The sequence below is a fragment of the Aminobacterium sp. UBA4987 genome (genome assembly GCF_002396985.1).
Classification (GTDB): Bacteria; Synergistota; Synergistia; order Synergistales; family Aminobacteriaceae; genus Aminobacterium; species Aminobacterium colombiense.
The window spans coordinates 76,387-99,430 of the sequence record NZ_DGZF01000011.1 but is presented as its reverse complement, the minus strand read 5'-3'; the positions used below and the strand labels follow the sequence as shown (position 1 = coordinate 99,430).

At 46.5% G+C, this 23,044-nt stretch carries 24 protein-coding genes; 17 read left to right on the top strand and 7 right to left on the bottom strand.

Translation table 11 applies throughout. The features are described from left to right. The first annotated feature begins 126 nt into the window (after positions 1 to 126). From B2U56_RS08360 to B2U56_RS08285, 16 genes are all read left to right on the top strand, one after another. The gene (locus B2U56_RS08360) at positions 127 to 690 is read left to right on the top strand and encodes a nucleoside deaminase (RefSeq protein WP_273015732.1); all 564 of its coding nucleotides are present in this window, start codon (positions 127 to 129) and stop codon (positions 688 to 690) included. Between the two features lie 18 nt (positions 691 to 708). Then, a complete protein-coding gene (gene sdaAB, locus B2U56_RS08355) occupies positions 709 to 1,395 on the top strand; it encodes an L-serine ammonia-lyase, iron-sulfur-dependent subunit beta (RefSeq protein ID WP_286953297.1) in 687 nt (228 codons plus the stop codon). Next, positions 1,392 to 2,261 carry an L-serine ammonia-lyase, iron-sulfur-dependent, subunit alpha gene (sdaAA, locus tag B2U56_RS08350; RefSeq protein WP_286953295.1) on the top strand — a complete coding sequence of 290 codons (870 nt, stop codon included), beginning with the start codon at positions 1,392 to 1,394 and terminating at the stop codon, positions 2,259 to 2,261. The genes sdaAB and sdaAA overlap by 4 nt, the downstream gene beginning before the upstream one ends. A 3-nt stretch (positions 2,262 to 2,264) precedes the next feature. Then, complete coding sequence (locus B2U56_RS08345; protein ID WP_273015729.1) at positions 2,265 to 2,444, top strand: hypothetical protein; 180 nt, start codon at positions 2,265 to 2,267, stop codon at positions 2,442 to 2,444. Positions 2,445 to 2,494: 50 nt separating this feature from the next. Continuing rightward, entirely contained in the window at positions 2,495 to 4,024 is a 1,530-nt protein-coding gene (locus B2U56_RS08340) for a YbaK/EbsC family protein (RefSeq protein ID WP_286953293.1), read from the top strand. Between the two features lie 49 nt (positions 4,025 to 4,073). Continuing rightward, positions 4,074 to 4,925: a peptidylprolyl isomerase gene (locus tag B2U56_RS08335; RefSeq protein ID WP_213700256.1), complete on the top strand. Its 852-nt coding sequence runs from the start codon at positions 4,074 to 4,076 to the stop codon at positions 4,923 to 4,925. A gap of 124 nt (positions 4,926 to 5,049) precedes the next feature. Then, entirely contained in the window at positions 5,050 to 5,325 is a 276-nt protein-coding gene (locus tag B2U56_RS08330) for a YhdT family protein (RefSeq protein ID WP_286677031.1), read from the top strand. Then, the gene (panF, locus tag B2U56_RS08325; RefSeq protein ID WP_286953289.1) at positions 5,325 to 6,800 is read left to right on the top strand and encodes a sodium/pantothenate symporter; all 1,476 of its coding nucleotides are present in this window, start codon (positions 5,325 to 5,327) and stop codon (positions 6,798 to 6,800) included. Before B2U56_RS08330 ends, panF begins: the two co-directional genes overlap by 1 nt. 227 nt (positions 6,801 to 7,027) lie before the next feature. Next, complete coding sequence (locus B2U56_RS08320; RefSeq protein WP_213700519.1) at positions 7,028 to 7,807, top strand: IclR family transcriptional regulator; 780 nt, start codon at positions 7,028 to 7,030, stop codon at positions 7,805 to 7,807. Positions 7,808 to 7,864: 57 nt separating this feature from the next. Further along, complete coding sequence (panB, locus tag B2U56_RS08315) at positions 7,865 to 8,689, top strand: 3-methyl-2-oxobutanoate hydroxymethyltransferase (RefSeq protein ID WP_213700520.1); 825 nt, start codon at positions 7,865 to 7,867, stop codon at positions 8,687 to 8,689. Between the two features lie 21 nt (positions 8,690 to 8,710). Next, complete coding sequence (locus B2U56_RS08310) at positions 8,711 to 9,637, top strand: ketopantoate reductase family protein (protein WP_213700521.1); 927 nt, start codon at positions 8,711 to 8,713, stop codon at positions 9,635 to 9,637. Between the two features lie 13 nt (positions 9,638 to 9,650). Then, entirely contained in the window at positions 9,651 to 10,655 is a 1,005-nt protein-coding gene (locus B2U56_RS08305) for a TRAP transporter substrate-binding protein (protein ID WP_273015239.1), read from the top strand. Between the two features lie 89 nt (positions 10,656 to 10,744). After that, positions 10,745 to 11,224, top strand: coding sequence for a TRAP transporter small permease (locus B2U56_RS08300; RefSeq protein ID WP_286953286.1), 480 nt, complete (start codon positions 10,745 to 10,747; stop codon positions 11,222 to 11,224). After that, the gene (locus tag B2U56_RS08295; RefSeq protein ID WP_273015237.1) at positions 11,221 to 12,501 is read left to right on the top strand and encodes a TRAP transporter large permease; all 1,281 of its coding nucleotides are present in this window, start codon (positions 11,221 to 11,223) and stop codon (positions 12,499 to 12,501) included. Before B2U56_RS08300 ends, B2U56_RS08295 begins: the two co-directional genes overlap by 4 nt. A 294-nt stretch (positions 12,502 to 12,795) precedes the next feature. Next, the gene (locus B2U56_RS08290) at positions 12,796 to 12,966 is read left to right on the top strand and encodes a hypothetical protein (protein WP_286953283.1); all 171 of its coding nucleotides are present in this window, start codon (positions 12,796 to 12,798) and stop codon (positions 12,964 to 12,966) included. A gap of 168 nt (positions 12,967 to 13,134) precedes the next feature. Beyond that, positions 13,135 to 14,517 (top strand): NAD(P)/FAD-dependent oxidoreductase, encoded by a 1,383-nt coding sequence (locus B2U56_RS08285; RefSeq protein WP_286953280.1) that lies wholly within the window; start codon positions 13,135 to 13,137, stop codon positions 14,515 to 14,517. A gap of 12 nt (positions 14,518 to 14,529) precedes the next feature. Here B2U56_RS08285 and B2U56_RS08280 read toward each other — a convergent pair whose 3' ends face one another. Next, entirely contained in the window at positions 14,530 to 15,099 is a 570-nt protein-coding gene (locus tag B2U56_RS08280) for a nitroreductase family protein (RefSeq protein ID WP_213700918.1), read from the bottom strand. 123 nt (positions 15,100 to 15,222) lie between these two features. Between B2U56_RS08280 and B2U56_RS08275 the strand changes: the two genes are divergently transcribed. Next, positions 15,223 to 16,239, top strand: coding sequence for a dihydroorotate dehydrogenase-like protein (locus B2U56_RS08275; protein WP_273312670.1), 1,017 nt, complete (start codon positions 15,223 to 15,225; stop codon positions 16,237 to 16,239). A gap of 64 nt (positions 16,240 to 16,303) precedes the next feature. On the opposite strand, the gene cysK is transcribed toward B2U56_RS08275, so the two are convergent. From cysK to B2U56_RS08245, 6 genes are all read right to left on the bottom strand, one after another. Further along, on the bottom strand, positions 16,304 to 17,230 hold the full coding sequence (gene cysK / locus B2U56_RS08270; protein WP_286953276.1) for a cysteine synthase A: 927 nt from the start codon (positions 17,228 to 17,230) through the stop codon (positions 16,304 to 16,306). 1 nt (position 17,231) lies between these two features. Then, a complete protein-coding gene (cysE, locus tag B2U56_RS08265) occupies positions 17,232 to 17,897 on the bottom strand; it encodes a serine O-acetyltransferase (protein ID WP_286953274.1) in 666 nt (221 codons plus the stop codon). 333 nt (positions 17,898 to 18,230) lie between these two features. Beyond that, a complete protein-coding gene (locus B2U56_RS08260) occupies positions 18,231 to 19,364 on the bottom strand; it encodes an isocitrate/isopropylmalate dehydrogenase family protein (RefSeq protein WP_286953271.1) in 1,134 nt (377 codons plus the stop codon). Beyond that, positions 19,361 to 19,876 (bottom strand): 3-isopropylmalate dehydratase small subunit, encoded by a 516-nt coding sequence (locus B2U56_RS08255; protein ID WP_286677029.1) that lies wholly within the window; start codon positions 19,874 to 19,876, stop codon positions 19,361 to 19,363. The genes B2U56_RS08260 and B2U56_RS08255 overlap by 4 nt, the downstream gene beginning before the upstream one ends. Positions 19,877 to 19,878: 2 nt before the next feature. Beyond that, positions 19,879 to 21,168: a 3-isopropylmalate dehydratase large subunit gene (locus B2U56_RS08250; RefSeq protein WP_286953268.1), complete on the bottom strand. Its 1,290-nt coding sequence runs from the start codon at positions 21,166 to 21,168 to the stop codon at positions 19,879 to 19,881. Then, positions 21,149 to 22,702, bottom strand: coding sequence for a 2-isopropylmalate synthase (locus B2U56_RS08245; RefSeq protein WP_286953266.1), 1,554 nt, complete (start codon positions 22,700 to 22,702; stop codon positions 21,149 to 21,151). The genes B2U56_RS08250 and B2U56_RS08245 overlap by 20 nt, the downstream gene beginning before the upstream one ends. Between the last annotated feature and the right edge of the window lie 342 nt (positions 22,703 to 23,044).

The window sequence follows — 23,044 nt, the reverse complement described above, 5'->3', positions numbered from 1 at the left end:
TATCAATTTGAAAGTAACATAAAAAACAGCTAAATTCAAGTATTAATTTTATTTAACATTGGCGATGGTTTTTTTAAATCCTGAGAAAAGAACTTCGGGATATAATGTTGTAAAGGGGGGAAGATAATGGATCAGGAAAAAGTATTTTGGAGAATGCTTGATGTCATTGAAGATTTTATTGTTCCCGAAACCCGTTTGGCGGTGGCCCATGGCCATAAAATTTTTGGCGCGGCCATTGTGCGTCGTTCTGACCTCTCCCTTGTAGTGGCAGAAACAAATCATGAAGGGTGGAGCCCCCTTTGGCATGGGGGAGTCTATACTATAAAAAAATTTTTCGAACTTGCTGACCATCCCGATCCTAAAGAATGTATCTTTCTCTCAACACATGAACCCTGTTCCATGTGCCTTTCTTCCATTGCGTGGTCAGGGTTTCCTCAGATTTATTTTCTTTTTGGGTATGAACAAACAAGAAACGCTTTTAACATTCCCTACGATATCCAAATTTTAAATGAAGTCTTTAATTGCCCCAAGCCAAGTCGTAAAAACAAATTTTTTGAAAGTTTTTCCTTACAGGAGATGGTTTCGCAACTGAGCGAGCCTGATCTTGCAAAGGCGAGGTTAGAAAAGCTGCAACGCATATATAATGAACTGTCAGATGTATACCAGGCGAGAGAGAAAAAACGATCTTGAAATGAAGGAGGAAAAAATATGGCACTTACAGATATTATAGGGCCGGTTATGATCGGTCCATCTTCCAGTCATACTGCCGGTGCGGCCCGTCTTGGCCGACTGGCTTTAGCATGCTGGGGAGGTGATCCCCTGGAAAGTGTTGAAATATTTTTGCGCGGGAGTTTCGCCCACACAAGCTATGGGCATGGAACAGATCGAGCCCTCATTGCCGGACTTCTCGATATGGCTCCAGATGATATTCGGTTGCGTGACGCCTTGCTGATCGCAAGAGAGCGAAAGTTCAATTATCGTTTTGATGCCGAAGAGATAGATGGGGCACATCCGAACTCTGCCCGAATTGTCTTTACCGGCAAAGATGGCAGAACCCTTGAGGTTATCGGAGCCTCTATTGGCGGCGGGGCAGTAGAACTTCAACAGGTTGACGGCTTTAACGTGAGTGTATCAGGAGAGCTCCCTTCTCTTATAACCTTTCATCAGGATACCCATGGTGTGGTCGCGGCAGTAACAAGGCTCTTTGCAGATATGAAGATCAATATTGCCACATTGAGTCTGTATCGAAAATCCAAGGGAGGAAAGGCTTCCCTTGTTATCGAACTCGATCTTCAGTCTCCGCCTCATAGAAGTGTCAGGGAGGCTATTGAGAAGGCGCACCCATCTATTGAACGGGTATTGCCCCTATACAATGAGGGAGGAAACATGTCATGAGATCACTTGCGGAAGTTATAGCTCTGAGCCTGAACCAAAACTGCTCATTTTGCCAAGCAGCAGTATCGAAGGAAGGGCTGGAAACAGGTCTCTCTATTGAGCATATTCGAGAAGGGATGAAGGAGCGGCTTACAGATATGGAAAAGTCTGTTTCTGACGCCCTCTCTCAAAAATGGAATGGTAAAATCGTTAAATCTGATTTTGGGAAATTGAATGACTACTCTCAAAGCCAACAATCTTTATCCAGCGAGTATATATTGCGAGCCAGCGAGATCGCTTTGGCGGTGGCAACCTATAATGCTGCGATGGGTCGTATTGTGGCGGCTCCTACAGCGGGGAGCTGCGGCATTTTGCCAGGCCTCCTTTTTGCCTATAAAGAGCTTTTCCGCCCTGAGGAAGAAGCCCTTGTCGATGCTTTGATAGTGGCTGGCTCTGTAGGGGAAGTCGTAGCTTCCAGAGCGACACTGGCAGGAGCTGAAGGAGGCTGTCAGGCTGAATGCGGCGCTGCAGCAGCCATGGGAGCCGCCGCTCTTGTGGCCCTTCGGGGGGGGACAAGTGAAGCCATAGGGCACAGCGTTGCCCTGACCTTCAAATCCATACTCGGCCTCGTTTGCGATCCTGTAGGGGGATTGGTGGAATCACCATGCATTAAGAGAAATGGGATGCTCGTTTCGCTGGCTGTCTTGGGGGCGGACATGGCTCTTGCAGGCATGGAATCAATAATTCCAGCCGATGAAGTTATTGATGCTATGGCACAGGTTGGCCGTGCCATCCCGGAATCTTTGCGGGAAACGGCTCAAGGCGGTCTTGCCATTACCCCAACGGCCCGCCGTCTTGTAGCGGAAATTTTCCACGAGAGGTGGTAGACCGTGCAGTTCTTTGCAAAGATTCTGGCGCCGATTATTGTTATTCTTTGCGGAGTTGCGCTGCTCCTAATTTCACTTCGGCGCTTTAGGGCAGGTCAGACAGGACGGGCCATGCTTGATATTGTTTGGGCTATAGCCCTATTTATACTGGCCTATATGCAATACTTTTATAAATCATCCTGATATATTGGCAACAGAAAGATGGCCAACAGACAAACGAGGAGGTCATTGGGATGAGAATGACAACTTTGCTTACCCCCACTTTAAAAAAGGAACCTGCGGGATGGCAGGATCCAGGTGCTATTCGTCTTCTTCGAGGAGGCTATGCCCTTGATCTTCACCATGGTGAGTGGAGTTTGTTTCCCTTGGGAGCATTGCTGAGGGACAATGTTGCCTGGACCTTTATCCATGCCTTTATGGACGAGGGTTTTCAGCAGCTGGAAGACCTTCTTTATAGAAAAGAAGGAATCCAATTGCTTGCACAGAGGGTGGTTCAAAGCTACCGAGATCTTCCTCTGCGGGTAATGGAGCTTCGGGGAGGACGGTTGCTTCTCAGCGGAATAGAGGCTTCTTCACCGGAAGAATGTCAAAGAAATTTGCTGTATTTCATTGAAAACCTGCTTGAGAACATGGCTCTGTCCGGTTTCAAAATAGAAGATGCAACACTGGGAAAAGAAGGGGCCTATATTGCCATCCATGCAGAAGAAGAGTTTGCCGCATCTTCAGAAGGGGTAGAATGCCCTTCCTGCGGATGGTATGGTACTACCCATGCACATGCAGGGGAAACCAAGCCTTTTCGAACAGAAGAGGAGTCTTCAGCGCAGGAAGTTTTCACCCCTGGAGCCGAGTCTATAGATGCCCTCTGCTCCTATCTCAAGGTTCCTTCGGAACAAACAATAAAGACCATGTTCTATATGGCCGAAATGAATGGCGTCTTGCAGGCGGTGACAGTTCTTATCAGAGGAGATAGACAGATAAGCGAACGGAAGCTTGTTGTATCACTGGGGGCGACGGAAGTTCGCATTGCAGAGGAAAAAGAACTTATAGAAATCATGGGGCAAAAGCCAGGGTTCCTCGGACCTATAGGCCTCCCTGACAAACTTCTTGTCATCGCAGATTCAAGTGTGGAAGGTTGCAAAGGTGTTGTAACAGGAGCAAATCGGCCGGAATATCACCTCACTGGAGTGACGTGGGGGCGTGATTTCAAAACGGAACGTGTTGCCGATATTGCTCTTCTTGAAGAAGGGATGGATTGCCCTCATTGCGGCTCAGCCTTGAGGAAGTGTCTGTGGAATGGCATAGCGGCAGTATGGGGAGAACCCGAAGACGCGCTAGAGACCCTTTATCAGGATCAGAGCGGCTCATCTCAGAAGTGCGCGTTATGGAAGGGCTGGATCCATCTTGATAGCATTATAACGGCCCTGGCGAGACAAAAAACATATCCCTTGGGATTGGCGCCTTTTGATGTGGATATTATTGTGCCATCTATAAAAGACGAAACTGCCATGGAACTGGCGACGAACCTCTATCACGAAATGGTCCACCAGGGGGTCGTTGCTCTTTTCGATGACAGAAATGAGAGGGCAGGCGCTAAATTTGCGGATTTTGAGCTTTTCGGCATTCCAGCAAAAGTTGTTGTAGGGAGAAAAGCGGCTGAGGGAATCGTGGAAGTACAGTACGGAGAAGAAGTAAAGGAAATGCAGGCATCCCATGTAACGTGTTTCCTCTCCTCTTTGCTCAATGACGATGACACGCAGCTGTGATACACTGGCTGCGTTTATTAGTGAGTTAAATGGTATGGAGGGATATGGTATGAGGAAAAATGTGAAACTTTTAATTGCCATGGCTATAATCGCAACGGTGGTCTTGAGTGGAGTTGCAGGGGCAAAAGAAGTTGAGAAGTCTGAGGTTGACAAAGTGCTGGCCCAGGTTGGAGACGTAGAAATAAAAGGGCAGGACGTAGAAGATGTAATAAAATCTCTTGACCCCCAGCAGCGCATGTACTATGAGAATGAGCAGGGACGCAAGGCCATTCTCGAAGAACTGGTCAACCTTGAGGTCTTCGTGCGATGGGCACAAGAAAATGATGTAGAGAAAGATCCAATTTTCATAGAGCGGCTTGAAAACATAAAGAGAGAGATCCTTCGTCAGGTTGCCCTTGAAAAAATGTTTGGCAATGTTTCTGTGAGCGAGAAAGAGGCCAGAGACTATTACACGGCTCATGTCACGGATTTTATGATCCCATCCCAGATAAGGGCGAGTCATATTCTTGTAGAAAATGAAGAAGAAGCGAAAAGAATAAGGGAAGAGATAAAAACAGAAAAAATTACCTTCGAAGATGCTGCCCAGAAATATTCGTCCTGCCCCTCTAAAGAGCAGAAAGGGGATCTTGGGTATTTTCAGAGCGACCAAGTCGTTCCAGAATTCAGCCAGGCTGCCGGAGCTCTTAAAAAAGGAGAAATAAGCGCGCCGGTAAAGACCCAGTATGGCTGGCATATTATCAGGCTCGAAGATAAAAAACCTGGTTCACTGCAGCCCTTTGAAGAAGTTAAAGGACAGATTGAAACCAACCTTCTTCGTGAGAAACGGGCTCAGATCTATACAGACGAAACAGAACGCCTTCGAAAACAATACGGTGTCAAGGTCTTCGAAAATAAACAATAGAACAACTCTTTGAGATAGCTTGTTAAGACAAGGCGGACAGATAATGCTGTCCGCCTTGTCTTTCCCAGAGATGACGGGGCGGCCATTTCAGAATAAATGGAAAATAGCGAAGGAGGAGATATGAGTGAAAAAAAGACGTTACAGTCAATCTAATAAAGAAGCCCTTATATCTTTCATGCTCTACGGCGTCTTTTTTGCCTGGTGGTATGTGGCGGCTTATGGATTGGGAAGCGGCGACCCGTCCTCATATACGTATGTCTGGGGTATGCCCTCATGGTTTTTCTATAGCTGCATTGTTGGATATGTTGCCATCTCTTTGCTCGTTTGGGCAGTAGTCAAAATCTTTTTTAAAGAAATCCCTCTGGATGAGCCTTCGCAAAAAGAGGGGAGCGGTTGTTAATGAACCAGAGAATATCTATGATCTTACCTCTTATCATTTATCTTGGCGGGGTTATGGCCATTGCTCTCTGGAGCCGAAAGATTGGGAAAAAGACCAGCGATACAAAAAGCTTCGTCGAGGAATATTTTCTTGGAAGCCGCTCTATGGGCGGGTTTGTTCTGGCTATGGCAATTATCACCACCTACACCAGCGCCAGCAGTTTTGTAGGAGGGCCTGGAGTTGCCTATAAAATGGGGCTTGGCTGGGTTCTTTTGGCTATGATCCAGGTCCCCACCGCTTTTTTAACCCTGGGTGTTCTCGGAAAAAGGTTTGCTATTATAGCTCGTCGCATTCAAGCTGTTACAGTTACGGAATTCTTACGGGTTCGTTATCGGAATGATCTTGTGGTCATTCTCTCTTCTATAGCTCTTCTTATATTCTTCATGGCATCAATGCTCGCTCAATTTATTGGCGGGGCGAGACTTTTTCAATCCATCACTGGCTACCCCTATCTTATAGGCCTTATTATTTTTGGCATTACGGTGATCCTCTACACAACAGTGGGGGGATTTAGAGCTGTTGTGCTTACTGACACCATACAAGGGTCCATGATGGTGGTGGCATCAATAGCGTTACTTTGGAGCGTTGTTCATGCAGGAGGGGGCATGACTGCCGTTATGACCCGTCTCTATGAAATAGATCCCGCCCTCATTACCCCTTTTGGACCTGATAATTTTATTTCTAAACCCTTTATTCTTTCTTTTTGGGTTTTAGTGGGATTTGCCATTCTGGGTCTTCCTCAAACAACGGTGAAGTGTATGGGCTACAAAGATTCCCGTTCCATGCATAATGCCATGATAATTGGGACTTTTATCGTGGGATTCCTTATGCTTTGCATGCATATGGTGGGAGCTCTTGGGCGAGCTGTTATTCCAGACATTCAGGTTGGAGATCTTGCAGTGCCCACTTTGACAATAAAACTCCTTTCCCCTTTTTGGGCAGGTGTTTTTATAGCGGGTCCCCTAGCGGCTATTATGTCAACGGTGGACTCTATGCTTATTCTCGCTTCTGCAGCCATCATTAAAGATCTTTATTTAAACTACCTTTGTAAAGATCCGGAAAAAGTAAATCCAGCTACCCTCGGGAGGGTGAGTTTTATTTCTACAGGAATTTTGGGCATCCTCGTTTTTATCGCGGCCCTTAAACCTCCTTCTCTTCTAGTCTGGATCAATCTGTTTGCCTTCGGTGGCCTTGAAGCGGTCTTTCTCTGGCCTACGATTTTAGGCCTTTATTGGAAAAGAGCCAATGCTATTGGCGCTCTCTGCTCTATCATTGCCGGGTGCGGCGCTTTCTTTTATTTCACCATCACTAAGGTTACATGGATGGGAACCCACCAAATAGTGCCAACTATCCTTGTCGGTCTTATCGCCTTTATCATCGGTGCCTATGCAGGAAAAAGACCTGACGACGAAACAATCAGGATCTTCTGGGAGTAGTCCTTAAAACCTTTTGCGATTATATAGAGAAAAGACTCTTTTTATATTGAAAAAGAGTCTTTTTTCTATATTTTTTCTTTTTATATTCCTCTTCTTTAGCTAGCTTGACAGATAATTCTGGATGCTTATAATTAAACTATATATTCCGCAATATAGAATTTAATTCCGTATCGTGGAATGTTGGAATAAATTGTTTTCTCCCCCCATCTTTAAGGAGGTAAAACATTATGACTGGCGCCAGAAAAAATTCCGGATACGTCCAATCCATAGAAAGAGCCATGTCGATTATAGAAGTTCTTGACGAACACGGAGAGTTAGGAATTTCTGAAATAAGCGATGAACTTGGTTTGGAGCCAAGTACTGTTCATCGTATCGTTTCTACCCTCAAAGGCCTTGGTTATGTGAACCAAAACCGCGAAAATCATAAATACTCCAATAGTTTCAAGCTTTTTGAAATAGGAAATAATGTGGTTAAGGCCCTTGGTCTTAAAAAGCAGGCTATGCCTTTTATGCGAGAGCTTTCTGATAAAACAAATGAAGCCGTAAATTTGGCTGTTATGGATGGCAAGTATGTTATTTACATCGATAAGATTGAAAGCCAATCGACCATACGTGTAGATCTTTCTGTAGGAAAACGCATGCCAACATATTGCACAGGCCTCGGAAAGATCATGCTCGCGTATATGCCTGAAACAAAGGTAAGGGAACTTCTTGAAGATGAACCATTCGTGCGTTTTACTAAAAACACGGTTCCCGACCTTGAAACCTTATTTCAGCATCTTGCCCGTATAAGGAAGCAGGGATATTGCATCGACAATGAAGAATATATTGAGGGGCTGTTTTGCGTAGCGGCTCCAGTATGGGGTCATTCTGGAGAGGTTTTGGCCGCTCTTAGTGTGGCGGTCCCCAAGTTTCTTTACGCAGATACAGAACGTCTTTTCGCCATTCGGGATTTGGTAATAGATGTGGCCAAACGTTTTTCGACCACCCTTGGATACAAATCCTGAAATGACAAAGGCTAAGAATTACAACCTTTATATCTCTCAAGAGGGAGGAATCTCGAAATGGCAAAGGTAACTATCCAGAAACTTAAAGAAATGAAACAGAAAGGTGAAAAAATATCAATGGTGACAGCCTATGATTATGCACAGGCTGTATTGGTGGAAAAATCCGGCATTGAAATTATTCTTGTCGGCGACTCTCTTGCCATGACCATGCTTGGAAACGAAGGAACTGTTCAGCTTACCACAGATGAAATGATCGCCCATATCAAACCGGTGGTAAAAGGCGCGCCAACGCCAATGATCGTGGGAGATATGGTCTTCGGTTCCTACAACGAGAGCATTTCTCAGGCTATCCGCAGCGCAAACCGTCTCATGAAAGAGGGCGGCTGTGATGTTATCAAGCTTGAGGGAGGGCGCCCCGAAGTGGTGTCTGCCATTGTGGAGGCAGGAATTCCTGTACAGGGGCATATAGGCCTCACTCCTCAGACAGCATCAATGCTGGGCGGGTTTAAAGTTCAGGGAAAGAGCCTTGAGGCAGCTCAGAGAATAATCGATGAGGCGAAGGCCCTTGAGGAAGCAGGAGCCTTTTCCATTGTCGTTGAATGTGTGCCTGAAGAACTGGGACGGGCCATTACTGAAGCTGTTTCCATTCCTATCATTGGGATAGGCGCAGGGCGTTATTGTGATGGCCAGGTTCTTGTTTTCCATGACATGCTGGGACTTTTTGATAAATTCCTTCCTAAGTTCGTTAAACAGTATGCTCAGATTGGAGACGAAATTGTAAAAGCGCTAAGCACATACAAGGAAGAAGTGCGACAAGGTGTCTTCCCAGAAGAAAAACACACCTTCGGAGGACTGAGCAGGGAAGATCTGAAGGATCTGTAAGAGTAAGCTGAGGTGAAAGGAATGAAAATTGCAGTTCTTGGTTCGGGAGCAATGGGATGCCTCTATGGCGGGAAGCTTGCCGAAGCAGGATATGATGTTACTCTCATTGACGTATGGAAAGACCACATTGATGCTATTAATAACCGGGGTTTGCATATAGAGGGAATTGAGGGAGAACGGACGGTTCGCTCTATTCGAGCTGTTTCTTCTGCTGAGGAGGCAGGACCGTGCGACCTTCTCATTGTTTTTGTCAAAGCAACCCTTACGGCTCAGGCCGTAGAAAGCGCCAGGGGAATAATTGGGGAGCGAACAAGTATTCTCACCCTCCAGAACGGCCTCGGCAATGTAGAAAAAATAAGTGCCGTGGTTGGAGAAGAGAAAGTTATTGCCGGTGTAACGGGACACGGATCCACATTGCTTGGACCGGGGAAAATACGCCATGCCGGACAGGGTGTCACCGTTATTGGTGAACTCAATGGCGCTGTTGACGAACGTCTTCGATGCATCGGAGCGGTGCTTGAAAAGGGCGGCTTTGATGTAAAACTTTCCCAAAATGTTATGGGACTCATTTGGGGAAAGCTTCTTGTCAATATAGGCATCAATGCGCTAACGGCTATCACCGGTCTTAAAAATGGACGGCTTGTGGATTTTTCTGAAACAGATGAACTCCTTCGTTCTGCCGTCGAAGAGGCGGTTGCTGTAGCGAAAGGAAAAGGCGTCATTCTCGAAGGAGAAGACCCAGTGGAGCACGCGAGAAATGTTGCGAGGCTGACGGCAACCAATAGGTCGTCCATGCTCCAGGATGTTTCGAACAAACGCAAAACAGAGATAGATGTCATTAACGGAGCCATTGTTCAAGAAGGCAAGCGTTTAGGTATTCCAACACCGGTCAACAAGGTTCTTTACAACTTGGTGTCGGTGAAAGAAAAAACTTATGAAGAAGTATAAAGGGGGAGTCATAATGAAGCAGTTGAAGAAAAAATCATTGATGATTGCGGGACTTTTGCTTTGCGCCCTTGTTCTTGGAACTGTGGCACAACCAGTTTGGGCTGCGAAATATACCTTTAAGCTTGGACATGCGGTAAGCGACCAGCATCCCTACCATCTTGGCGCAGTTCGTTTCAAAGAAGTTGTAGAAAAAGAAACCAACGGAGAAGTGGAAATTAATCTCTTCCCCAACAATCAGCTTGGTACAGGCGAAAGAGACCTTATCGAAGGGCTTCAGCTTGGGACTGTAGACATGGTTGTTTCTTCCACCGGTCCCATGAGCGGCTTTGAAAAGAAATTTATGATCTTTGACTTTCCTTTCCTCTTTAAGGATAAGGCACAGGCCTACTCCACTCTTGATGGAGAAATTGGACAGTACATTATGGGGCTCCTTGAGAAGCAGGGCATTAAGGGACTGGCGTGGTATGAAAATGGTTTCCGACATCTTACAAACTCAAAACGTCCTGTCAACATGCCAGCAGATGCTCAGGGCTTAAAATTGAGAACTATGGAAAATAAAGTACAGATGGCTATTTGGCGGGCAGTAAAAGCTGATCCCACACCAATGGCCTGGGGTGAAGTGTTCACTGCTCTTCAGCAGGGTACTGTAGATGGACAGGAGAACCCAATACCTATAATTTACACACAGAAGATCTACGAAGTTCAGAAGTATGTTTCTCTCACCGGGCACGTTTTCTCTCCGTCAATGATTGTAATGGGCAAAGCAAAATTCGATAAGCTGCCTAAGGAATATCAGGAGCTTTTTCTAAAGGCTGCCCAGGAATCGGCTGTTTACGAGCGAGAGCAAATTACAAAAATGGAAGAAGAGCAGGTTGAGGAGCTTAAGAAACTGGGCATGGAGATCAATACACCTGATAAAGATGCTTTCCGAGAAGCCACAAAATCTGTTTATGACGAGTTCCGTGGAGAGCTTGGAGAAGACGCAAAGCTTCTTGATCAGATTCTTGCAGAGAACTAGAACTTAAGCCATTCATATGGGAAAGGGAGAAGGGGGCCCTCTTTCTTCTCCCTTTTTGTCTGGCAGAAAGAAGGGGTTGTTTAGATCCGATGGAGAAAATACTCAATGGTGTAAACCGTATAGTGGAATACATCGTAAGCCTTCTGTTGATCGTAATGGTCATTGTTGTCTTTTTACAGGTTATATTCAGGTTTGTTCTTCACTCCTCTCTGCCGTGGTCAGAAGAAGTTTCCAGATACATTCTCATATGGATCTCTTTTCTTGGCGCCAGTATCGGCGTGAAAAGAGGGGCTCATATTGGAGTGGAAGTGGTAACAAACATATTGCCCTGTAAAATCAAAAAAGTTGTTGCATTTTTAGCGACTCTCTTTGCCACTGCCTTTTTTGCTATTATGGTGATCTATGGCCGCAGAATTCTCGGCATTGTTTCGAGCCAGTTGTCACCAGCCATGGAAATATCCATGGGAATTCCATACTCAGCGATTTTTACCAGTGGTGTGCTCATGTTCGTTTATTCTGTTGAGCAGGCCCTGGCAATTGCGACGGGAAGAAAGGGTGAAGCCAGATGACAGCAGTTCTCTTCGCCAGTCTTATCTTATTTTTTGTAATGAATGTGCCCATCGCCATTGCTATAGGTCTGGCTTCTGTTGCAGCCATTCTTTTTTCTGGGTCTATTCCGCCTATCGTAGTTGTTCAGAAGATGTTCACAGCTGCAGATTCCTTTCCTCTTATGGCTGTTCCTTTTTTCATCCTTGCCGGTTCATTGATGGAATTTGGGGGCATTTCAAGGCGGCTTGTAGAGTTTGCTAATTCCATTGTCGGGCGATTTTCAGGTGGTTTGGCTTTTGTGGCCATTACGGCAAGCATGTTCTTTGGTGCCATTTCCGGTGCCGCAGTAGCTACAGTAGCGGCAATTGGCACCATTCTGATTCCAGCTATGGTGCGGCGAGGCTATGACAAGCCTTTTGCTACGGCGGTTCAGGCTACAGCAGGAACTCTTGGGGTTATGATCCCCCCAAGTATCCCCATGATCATCTACGGCGTTCTTACGGGGGTATCTATAGGAGCACTTTTCATGGGCGGCATACTGCCAGGTATACTCGTCGGCCTTTCCCTCATGTTTGTAGCATGGCTTATCTCTCGAAAAAAAGGATATCGAGGGGATGAAAAATCTTCGCTAAATCGTATTTGGCAGACATTTAAACAGGCCATCCTCGCTCTCTTGATGCCAGTGATAATTCTTGGCGGTATTTACGGCGGGGTATTTACTCCTACAGAGGCTGCGGTAGTTGCTGTTGTGTATGGCTTTGTCGTGGGTTTTTTCATCTATCGCGAACTGAATTTGTCACAGCTTAAAGATATTCTTGTTACAACAGTAGTGGGAACATCCATGATCATGTTCATTATTGCCACATCCTCTGTCTTCAGCTGGATTCTTACCGCAGAACAGATTCCCCAGGTAGTGGCAAATGCCATTCTTTCCATATCGAAAAATCCCATTATCATTCTGGCCCTTATCAACTTGTTGCTCCTCTTTCTGGGAACCTTTATGGAAACAGTGGCAGCCATCATTATTTTGGTGCCGGTTTTGTTGCCCGTAATAACCCAGATAGGGGTCGACCCTCTCCACTTTGGGATCGTTTTAGTTGTGAACCTCGCCATAGGCATGGTTACGCCGCCCCTTGGGGTCTGTCTTTTCATCGGGTGCAGCATTGCGGATATCACTCTTGAAGATATTACCCGTGCCGTATGGCCATTTATCTTGATCATGATCGCAGATGTATTGCTTCTCACCTATTTGCCGTGGATATCAACGATTCTGCCGAGACTGACGGGACTCTATTAATATAAGGGCTCCGCAGTCATTTCGGTAGGTTGACAGATAGAAAAATCCACAATATAATGTGTTGAACTATTCAAATAATTCAGACGCAAAGGAGGGTTCCGAATGAAGCTAATGAAGAATCTCGTAGTTCAGTCTCTAGTAGCTCTACTTATAGTACTTATTATTAGCAGCGGATCCCCTCCTGGTGTGACTGGCATTTAATTGCCTCTACTCAGACACCAGAGCCGGGATCCGCTTTAAGCGGTTTCCGGCTTTTTTTATGGGTAAGGCAATTAACACAGAGAACGAGGTTCAATGAGAAAGAATAGGAAGGGAGAGGCTATCATGGTCAAAATGGGGAAAAAGGGCAAGGTACAGAGTGAAAAGAAAGCGGTAGTCTATGAAGTTGTGGATTCTATAGAAATGTTCAACTTGGAGGGGCTTCTCGAAGTTCGATGGAGAGGTCCTTTCGAAGGATACCGTTAGAAAGTTCGAATATTGTCATGAGCCCCTTGATACCGCAAGGAAGCCCTTCGTTGAGAAGGGCTCTTTTTATGGTATTATCCAAGAGTCACCTTTAGACTACTCTTCATACATTTCCCATGGGCCCATCACTTTAAAGAAAATTCTGAACAGAGAAGGGGAGAAATAACGGTGAAATACGACGTTATTATTGTGGGATCAGGTCCAGCCGGAGTCTTTGCGGCCATGGAGCTGGTGAAAAGTGACAAAAAAGTACTGATCTTAGATAAGGGAAAACTTATAAAAGAAAGAAAATGCCCTATTCTTGAAGGACTTTCCCCTGTATGCGTCAACTGCAATTCATGTAATATCGTTTCTGGTTGGGGAGGTGCAGGCACAGCTTCAGATGGAAAACTCACCCTGACAACAGGATTTGGCGGAAACCTCGAAGAATGCATAGGGGAAGATGCTCTAGAAAGCATGATCCGCTATGTAGACGATACTTTTGTAAGCTTCGGCGCTGATAAAAAGTATTATGAGCCAACGGGAGAAATTGTGAAAGATACCATACAAAAGGCAGCAAGCCGAGGAATAAAAATTATCCCGGCCAGAATTCGTCATATTGGCACCGATGCGTCCCGTATGGTTCTCAATAACATGTATGAAGAACTGAAAGAGAAATGCGACATTCTTATGAACACAGAAGTGAAGGAAGTTGTTGTCCACAGCGGAGTTGTCGAAGGAGTCGTCTTAAAGGATGGCCAGGAAATAAACTCTGAGTACGTTATTTTAGCTCCAGGCCGGGAAGGAAGCTCGTGGCTCGAAGGAATTGTGAACAAATATAATTTGCCAATTGCTTCCATGCCTGTAGATATTGGAGTGCGAGTAGAGGTTTCGGATAGTATTTGCCAGGATCTTACAAAGCATTTCTACGAAGTGAAATGTCTATACAACACCCCTACCTTTGACGACAGATGCCGCACTTTCTGTATGAACCCTTCGGGGTTTGTGGTACACGAGTATAATAAGGCCCATGATCTGGTCACGGTGAATGGGCACAGCCTAAAGAATGTAAAATCTAAAAACACGAATTTTGCCATTCTTGTGACAAAAAACTTTACCCAGCCCTTCAATGATCCCATAGGCTATGCTACTCATATAGCCAAGCTGGCAAACATGTTGGCTGGCGGCGGTATTTTACTGCAGCGTCTTGGCGATTTGCGGGATGGCCGCCGTTCCACAGAGGCTAGAATAACGAGGGGAATGGTTAAACCCACAGCCCAGGCCCAGCCAGGCGACCTGAGCCTTGTTTTACCTCACCGTTTTTTAATTGACGTGGTTGAATTTATAGAAGCCCTTAATATCATTATGCCGGGCATCAATATGAATGATACTCTCCTTTACGGTGTGGAGATAAAGCTGTATTCCCTACGGCTTGAATTAAAAGAAACTCTTGAAACACCTACCATCCGAAACCTTTATATGGCTGGAGACGGCGCAGGGGTAAGCCGTGGAATTATACAGGCGGCATCAAGCGGCGTTGTAGCCGCCCGCTCAATTCTTTATCAAGGATAGCAGTGTTTCCTGTTACCTGATATATGTAACGACGCCCTCTTTACGTTTGGGGGCCCCATACTTATGGTCGGGATCTTTATATCCTAAGGCTATGCTGTAAAGGGCTTCATAGCCTTCAGGTACGCCTATGGCTTTCAGTTCTTCTGATGTGGCTACAGAAAAAAAGAAACCAGAAAAGCCGATCCAGCATGTTCCTATATTGAGGGATTCAGCGGCTATGAGCATGTTTTCTATCGCGGCGGAACAGTCTGCAATGGGTTTTAGCAGGGGGTCGGCATTTTTCTTTCCTGAAATGACAATAATAGCAGGGGCATGATAATAAATATGATACCCTTCTTTTTCCCCCATTTTACGTACCCACTCCACAGAATATTTTTTCATGAGAGCCACCGTTTTATCGCTGATCATGTCAATTAACTCTTTGTTTTGAATAACACTAAAATGCCACGGTTGATTATTATGCCCGCTAGGAGCCCAAGTGCCGGCTTCCACAATGAGCGAAAGCTCTTCGTCGTTTATTTGTAGTGGCAAGTAACGCCTGATGCTTCGTCGATTTTTAATGGTTTCAATCACGAGATTCATTATTAAATTCACTCCCCTCTATTGCATTTCTTGAATTTTTATTATAAACCAATGATACGTATATTAGTTTTGTATGAAAGGGTAAAAATAAAAAATTGCTCGAGCGAGAAAGGGGGAGATCGCATGACTGTTGACTTTTCAGCAGTATACATGGGAGTGGAATTAAAGAACCCGGTCATCGTAGGAGCGAGCGGCATTACATCAAACCTTGAAACGATTCGTCAAGTAGAAGACGCTGGGGCGGGCGGGATGGTGATCAAGTCTCTTTTTGAAGAACAGATTGCCCTGGAAGCCCTTGCGTTGGAGCACGAGTTAACAGACGATGATGAGCGTCATGCTGAAATGATTGCGCTTCATCCCGGGATTGCCCACGGGGGGCCAGAAGAACATCTCATGTGGGTGAAAAAGGTTGTGAAGGGAGCACGAATTCCTATTTTCGCAAGCTTGAATGCGGGGCAAAAAAGCGTATGGGTCGAATGGGCTGAAAAATTGAGTCAGACAGGAGTCCAGGGTCTTGAGCTTAACCTTTACATTATGCCTGTTGATAGCCATCTCAGCGGTGAAGATATTGAGAAGAAGCAATTCGCTATGGTGGAAGAAGTTTTACGTGTGGTTTCCATTCCAGTGGCAGTAAAAATCAGCCCATACTATACAAATCCTCTTCACGTTGTTTCTACCTTCGATAAAATAGGCGTAAAGGGGCATGTCCTGTTCAATAGTTTTTTCAATCCTGACATTGACCCTGATAAGCAGATGGAAATTCGGGATATTACCATGAGCCACGAAACTGATTCCCGCCTGCCCCTTCGTTTTATGGCCCTTCTTTACGGGGCAGTTGAGGGGTCGCTCTGTGCGAATCGGGGAATCTTTTCTGGAAGAGATGTGGTAAAAATGCTTCTTGCGGGGGCAGACTGTGTGCAGGTTGTCAGCACCCTCTACAAAAATGGCATTAATTCGCTGAAAACCATGATTGAGGACATAGAACAGTGGATGGATAAAAATGGTTATGAGGTTCTTGACGAATTTAAAGGCAAGCTAAGTAAAAAAAGAGCCCATGATCCCTACGCTTGGGAACGGGCCCAATATGTGGATATTTTAATGCGCCACGAATCGCCGTTTTTGTCCCGTCCAGAAATATAACAGGGTAATTTATGACGAGAAAGAGAAAGGCGGGAGCACTTTTTTGAGCCCCCGCCTTTCTTTATCAGTTTTTAAAGGCTTCAGTGCTGAGATATTTATCCCCCCGGTCGCAGGCAATGGTAACCACCGTATCATCAGGAGTAAACTGTTTGGCTGTCTGAATGGCTGCCCATACGTTGGCTCCTGTGGAAATGCCGCAAAAAAGACCATGGGTACGAGCAAGCCAGCGGGTTGTTTCGAGGGCGGCATCATCTTCCACGGTGTTAACCTCTGTCAATATCTCTTTCTTTAGAACGGCAGGAGCAAATCCAGCGCCTATGCCCTGTATTTTATGAGGCCCGGCCTCTCCTCCGCTTAGAACAGGGCTGCCGGCAGGTTCTACCCCTACTATATGAATTGCCGGCCAGACTGCTTTGAGGATGGCTCCAGTTCCTGATATGGTGCCTCCCGATCCGATGCCCGCAACAAAAGCGGAAATGGGCCGCCCCTCCATATCTGTGAGAATTTCAGGGGCGGTAGTTACGGAATGAGCCCAGGAGTTTCCTGGATTACTGAACTGGTCAGGCATATAAGCACCGGGCGTTTCATCAAGTATATGTCGGGCCAGAGCGATAGCTCCCTTCATTCCTTCCGTAGCAGGGGAGAGATAGAGTTCCGCGCCATAGGCAGCCAAAATGGATCGACGCTCCTGGGACATGGATTCGGGCATGGTGAGAATCACTTTCAGTCCCAAAGCCTGTCCTAGCATGGCCAGGGCAATGCCAGTATTTCCAGACGTAGGCTCTACAATGACGGTGTCATCCCTGAGCAGCCCTTTTTCTTCTGCATGGCGAAGCATACCCCAGGCAGCTCTATCTTTTACAGAGCCTCCTATATTTGTCCCCTCCAGCTTGATGGCAATAGCGGCGCCTTTATCGCTGGGGCGAAAAACAAACAGAGGTGTGCGGCCGATACGTTTTCTCAAAGCAATCTGATCTGTTTTAAAGGCCATTCTACGCAGCCTCCTTTTTAAGGTAGTTTTTAAGTATCCCAAGTTCCTGTTCCAGCATTTCGATACGGTCAAGCAAAGCTCTGCTCGAAAGGGAAGTGTGTTGGTCGTGATGTTTAACACGGACATTAGCTGGAATTCCTACAACCGTTGAGCCAGCCTCCACATTTCTTACTACCACAGCTCCAGCTCCTATTTTGGCTCCTTCCCCTACTGTAATATTGCCAAGCAGCTTCGCTCCTGCTCCGATCATAACGTTATCATGCACGGTGGGGTGGCGCTTGCCACGTTCTTTCCCTGTTCCGCCCAACGTTACGCCATGGAATAGTTTTACGTTGTTTCCTACTTCCGCTGTTTCACCGATAACGATTCCCATTCCATGGTCGATGAAAAACCCCTTCCCGATTTTGGCCCCCGGATGAATCTCTATGCCTGTCAGCCACCGCATCACATGGCTCAAGAGCCGGGGTAAAAAGGGAATATGCAACGTTGTATGTAAAAAATGTATGATCCGGTGGACGAGAATAGCATGAAGGCCAGGGTAGCAAAAAATAACCTCAAGCCATCCCCATAGGCCTCCCTTAAAGGCAGGGTCGTTATCTTTCACTGCGCCGACATCGGCTTTTACCGTATTCCAAACCTCTACAAGTGAAGAAACAAATCTTTTCATTTATATGACACCTCCTGAAATTGAACTGATTTTCGTAACAGCAGCAGATACAGTCGCATTCCATAGGCATCACTTCCTTTCCTGTACAAAAAAAGCGGACTTGCCACTTTCGACAAGCCCGCTGTATATACATTCTCTACAATTATGGTATAGAACGAAGCATTTCTTTGGCTACAACGGGCATTATACCCACCGCAGCCTTTGTTGCGCTACGGGGAGACTGTTAGATCGTCCTCCCACAACAACATATATTCATAGCATTTATAACCAATAGAAATCTCCCCTTCCAAGAAGTAAACTATACGAAAGGCAATAAAATTTGTCAAGACAGGTCTAACCTAATTGCGCAAGGATGCTTTCTCCTACTAGAGAAGCAGTGCCTTCACCGCCAAACTCTATGGGCATCCTTTTAGTATCCGCACCTTTAAGAAAGACACAGACAGCTTTTTCTACGGAAGCCGCTGCCTCTTTTTCACCCAGATGATCGAGCAGAAGGGCGCCAGAAAGAATGGCAGCAATAGGATTTGCTTTTCCTGTGCCTGCAATATCAGGGGCAGAGCCGTGAATAGGCTCGAACATAGAAAGAGAATCACCAATATCCGCACCCGCGGCAACGCCAAGTCCTCCGGTTAGGCCGGCGAGGAGGTCGCTAACAATATCTCCGAACATGTTTGGAGCGAGGATGACATTGTAAAGGTCAGGCCTTCGAACAAGGTGGTAGCACATGGCATCAACATTGATGACAGAGACGCCTATGCCATGCTGTTTCGCTTCATCCTTTGCCACATCTTCCCAAAATCCGTATATCTGGGGAAGGGCATTTGATTTCGAAACAAGGGTGATAGCATCTTCTCCTCTTGATATGGCCGCTTCACAAGCATAGGCTGTAACTCTGCGAATTCCAGGCTCGGAGGCGATCCCCAGCTGGAAAGCTCCCTCTATTTTCCCTTTGAAGTCTCCTGTTAGTTTCCCATGAATGGAATAGAGCTTTCGTTTTGCGGCAAGGTCGAGATCTATATGGCCAGCCTCAGTTTTTCCGCCTATGCCAATGTAAAAATCCTCTGTATTTTCCCGAACAACGAAGGTGTCAAGGGTTTTACCGCCCTTGATCTCAATAGGCAGGGGAACTTTCGGATAGCTCTTTGCCGGCCGCAGGTTCACATACTGGTCGAAATGAAAGCGAAGAGTTAGTAAAATTCCACGCTCAAGGATGCCGGGCTTTACTCTGGGATCTCCCACGGCTCCTAAGAAGAGGGCATGGCATGAGGCCATTTCTTCTATAGCGGAGGAAGGAAGAGTTTCCCCAGTCCGAAGATAATAATCTGCGCCGAAAGGGTAATCCACCCATTCGATTGCAAAGTTCGATTTACTTCCAGCTGCTTCAAGAATCTTAGAAGCCTCTTTAATCACCTCGGGACCTATGCCGTCTCCTGCAATACGGGCAATAGAATATCTTTTAAAGCTCATTTTTTACCCCTCCCTGATTCCAGTTGCTTTCTAACGTAGGGGATAAGGCCGCCCTGTTCAATGAGTTCCTGCAAAAAGGGTGAGAAAGGAGTGACGGAAAAAACTTTTCCCTTCGTTTTGTTTTCGATGGTTCCCGCTTTGGTGTTAATTTCAATTTCGTCTCCTGTTTCAATAGAGTCCGCTGCTTCCGGGCATTCAAATATAGGAAGTCCCACATTGATGGCGTTTCGAAAGAAAATGCGGGCAAAAGAGGCGGCTATGACACAGCTGCATCCGGCTCCCTTAATGGCAAGAGGTGCGTGTTCCCGAGAAGAACCGCAACCAAAGTTCTCTTTCGCAACGATCATGTCTCCCGGGTTCACTTTTTTGCAAAAATCAGCATCTATATCCTCCATGCAATGTTTACCTAATTCTTTTTCATCGCTTGATGTAAGGTACCTGGCAGGTATGATGACATCTGTATCAATATGGTCGCCGTATGTCCAGGCTTTTCCTTTGAGAGTGCAGGTCATTTCTATTTTCCCTCCAGTCTGGTGAAAAATTCATGTGTTGCTATATCTCTTGGGTCGGTCAATTTGCCGGTTATCGCACTTGCTGCTGCCACAAGGGGACTCGCTAAAATAAGTTCGCTTTTTGAATGTCCCATTCGGCCGACGAAGTTTCGATTGCTTGTTGAAACGCACCGTTCCCCATTGGCAAGAATGCCCATATGCCCACCAAGACAGGGGCCGCAGGTTGGAGTACATACCACTGCCCCGGCATCTGCAAATATTTTGATATACCCTTTCTCCAGGGCCTGGTTATAAACTTCATAAGAAGCGGGAATCACAATACACCTCACATTGTCAGCCACTTTTTTCCCTTCCAGAAGAAGAGCGGCCATCTCGATGTCTCTGAATCTTCCATTGGTGCATGATCCGATAAAGACCTGATGGATATCGAAGGGCCGGCATGCTTTTACAGCCTTCACGTTATCTGGTGAGTGGGGTAGGGCCACAACAGGTCCCATATTGGTTACGTCGACAGTTTCTCTTCGTAAATAACTAGCCTGGGCATGGGGGTACAAAGGGGTGAAACGTCGACTTGCCCGCTTTGAAGCGTATTCAAGCATGGTCTGGTCAGGCACAAAGATACCGGCTTTCCCACCTGCTTCTACGGCCATATTGGCGATGGTAAAGCGATCATCCATGGGAAGGCAGGAAAGAGCTTCTCCTCCAAACTCAAGGGCCATGTAGCGGGCTCCTTGAACGCCGATTCGCCCCAAAAGGGCCAAAATCATATCTTTTCCCGTCACCCAGCCTGGCCTTTCCCCTACAAAATCGACTCTCAGCGTGGGAGGAACCTTTAGCCATGTTTCTCCCAAAGCCCATACAGCGGCGAGATCAGTGCTCCCCATCCCGGTGGAAAGGGCGCCAAGGGCCCCGCCGGTGCAAGTGTGGCTGTCAGCGCCGGTAACAATGTCTCCAGGGAGGATGTATCCCTGCTCCGGCAGAAAAGCGTGTTCAACGCCTACTCGGCCTACTTCCCAGTAGAGCATTTTTTGTGATTGTGCAAATTCCTTCCCCTTCTTTGCCTGTTCAGCAGAGGCAATGTCCTTGTTTGGGGTGAAGTGGTCGGGCAGCACCGCACAACGACGGGGGTCAAACACCTTCTCTGCGCCCATAGCCTTGAATGACTGTATAGCCGGTGAGGTTGTAATATCATTGGCAAAGGCGAAATCTACTCTAACCTTGCAAATTTCCCCTTCTTGAGGGGAACCCGTACTGTGAGCTGCAATAATTGTACTAACCAGCGTTCTTGTCATAGATAGACACTCCTTTTGTGACTGCTTTTTGAAAAAGATGGTTTATGCCGTCAATATAGGCTTTGATACTTGCATCGATAACGTCTGTACTGGCTCCCCGGCCATTGACCACAAGTCCTTCAAACTGAAGAGTGATCCTGGCCTCCCCAATGGCATCAGAAGCCTCAGTTACAGAGCGGATGGAGTAACGCTCGAGTTTTGGCCGAAACCCTATGATTCGCTGAATGGCCGAATAGGCGGCGTCCACAGGCCCATTCCCAGTGGCGGCGTCAGAAAACACCTGGCCGTCATCTTCCAGGGAAATGGCAGCAGATCCCCACCCTTTTCCCACGTGAACGTGAAAGTTCTTGAGAACAATACGTTTGGTTGCAGGGCCAGCGAGAATTTCATTGGTAATCATGGCTTCAATATCTTCTGATGTGATGATTTCTTTTCTGTCGCAAAGATCTTTGAAAAGGGTCATGGCCTCTGCAAGGCGATCTTCGGAAAGAGAGAAGCCCAGGTCTTCTACCTGTTTTTTGAAAGCGTGTTTTCCTGAATGTTTTCCAAGAACAAGGCGGCTTCCCGGCGCTCCGACATCTTCAGGGTTCATAATTTCATAAGTGGCCTTGTTGCAGAGAACCCCATGCTGATGGATGCCTGCTTCATGGGCAAAGGCGTTGGCCCCGACTACGGCTTTATTCGGCGGAACCGCAAATCCGGTCATTCTAGAGACAAGGGAACTTACCGCCCATAAACATTTTGTATCGAGGCCTGTCTCATATCTAAAACGGTCCTTTCTCGTGCGAAGGGCCATGACGATCTCTTCAAGAGAGGTGTTTCCCGCTCGTTCACCCAGCCCGTTTATTGTGCATTCCACCTGCCGGGCTCCGGCCTTAACAGCCGCAAGAGAGTTGGCGACAGCAAGCCCCAGGTCGTTGTGGCAATGGACCGACCATATTACATTCTGTATTCCTGTCGCTGCGATGACAGTTTTAACAAAGACTTCGAATTCCCCGGGTTCAGCATATCCTACGGTATCGGGGATATTGAGGGTGGTGGCCCCACACTCTGCCGCGGTACGGAATACTTCAGCTAAAAAGGCGGGCTCGGAGCGGCTAGCGTCTTCTGCGGAAAATTCAACCCTTTCCATAAGGCTTCTGGCATACGACACCCCTTGACGAACCTCATTCAGAACTTCCTCAGGGGTCATTCTGAGCTTATATTCCATATGGATTGGGCTTGTGGCGATAAAAGTATGGATCATAGGGCGTGCTGCATTCTTTAAAGCTTCGTGGGCTGCACCAATGTCCGCCCTTTTTGTCCGGGCGAGCCCGGCGACGATAGAGGCTGAAACCTGATTGGCTACACATTTAACAGCTTCAAAGTCTCCAGAAGAAGCGGCGGGGAATCCTGCTTCAATAACATCAACCCTCATTTTTTCAAGCTGAAGGGCTATTTGAAGTTTCTCGTCTTTATTGAGGTTGATGCCCGCTGCCTGTTCTCCGTCCCTTAGTGTTGTGTCGAAAATACGAATCTGTTCTTGTGTGTTCATTTTTACATCTCCCTTCTGTTCATTCCTTTCCTTCTCTGGGAAAAAGAATAAAAAAAGGCCGGGACCCCTTTAAAAGAGGTCCCGGCCTGAGTATGCCAGAATGCAGCTATAAGGCTGCCGGCGTTCCAGGCAGGAACCAGCAACCGAGGAGGAGGGACAGAGAGGAAACAGCGTGCATATTTTTATTCTCATAACGTTCTTTCATTTGCGTTTCCCTCCTCGTTTAGATTTGAAAATTTTTTTGGAATGGAGTCATTCTATGAAGAATGGCCGGTTCTGTCAATACTATACTGTTTATTCCTCGACTCCCTGCACAAGAAGCCCTTTCAAATAGTTTGTTTC